General features: G+C 54.3%; 1 protein-coding gene. It reads right to left on the bottom strand.

From position 1 onward, the window contains the following. A protein-coding gene (locus E1297_RS01575) for an IS630 family transposase (protein WP_155133041.1) occupies positions 1-1055 on the bottom strand; the annotation gives its coding sequence in 2 pieces (ribosomal slippage) (positions 1-569 and positions 569-1055; 1056 coding nt annotated over the 2 pieces). This gene is flagged as partial in the annotation. Between the last annotated feature and the right edge of the window lie 88 nt (positions 1056-1143).

Raw genomic sequence — 1143 nt, 5'->3', positions numbered from 1 at the left:
CCGATGCGCCCACTCTCGCAGTCCGATGGACATTATTTTCCATGGCTGATCAGTCAACCTTTTCCATGCACGGCAGCATATATCGACGATTTGTTCGTAGGATTTGAAGACTCGGTTTGAGAGCCAGTTGTCGCGCATGAACTGCCAGAGGTTCTCGACCGGGTTCAATTCGGGTGATCTCGGTGGCAATGGTAGAAGCGTGATATTGTCCGGGATTTCGAGTTTGGCCGACATGTGCCAGGCGGCCTGATCAAGAATGACAACGGCATGGGCTCCAGGAGCAACTTGTGACGAGATTTCCTGAAGGTGCAACTGCATGGCCATGGTGTTGCATTTGGGAAGAATGAGCGCGGCGCCGACACCGCGCGCCGGACAGATGGCCCCAAATATCCAGGCTGATTTTGTCCGCTGATCCTTGGGGGCACGGGGCCTTGTCCCCCGCTTGGCCCATCGCCTTGTGAGTTTGGTTTTCTGCCCCACGCGTGCTTCATCCTGAAACCAAACCTCTATCGGCGTGTTGCTTTCAAGTCGATTGCGGATTTCCGCCAGTTCGGTTGGGAAGTTTTTTTAAAATCCTCGACGGCAAACTCGTTTTGAGCGGGATGCTGCGGGCGGGCGGTCAAACGCCGATATCCAGCGTTCTTCAACTCGCGTGATACGGTACACTCGTCAATAGCAATGCCAAATTCGGACAGGATCCACGCGCAAAGATCCTTCAGTCGCCAACGTACCACTGCCTCCACCGAGGGATACGGACCGCGTTCGACAATCTCGATCAACGCACGCCGCTGATGTTCGTCTAGTTTTGAGGGGCGACCGGTCTTGGGCGCATCCTTCAGACCATCGGGACCAGCAGCATTGAAACGCAACACCCAATCTCGAATGATCTGAAGCGTCACACCACCCGTGCGAGCCGCATCCGTACGGCTCCTGCCATCATAAATAACGGCAAGTGAAAGCAAGCGGCGTGTCTGCTTGGCATCCCGGCAATTCTTCGCCAACTGCCGAAGGTCGCATCCATCAAAGTCATCTCGAAGCGAAATCGCGGCTCCCATGGCAAAATCCTCTCGTTTGCCATTTGGAATCATATTCGCGCCCAAACCGAAAGCACAAATATGAGTCACTTCATCTGAGACTTGGTAT

The sequence above is a fragment of the Roseibium sp. RKSG952 genome, assembly GCF_009711355.1.
The sequence above is the reverse complement of the archived record's forward strand: the minus strand, read 5'-3'. Positions and strand labels throughout refer to the sequence as shown.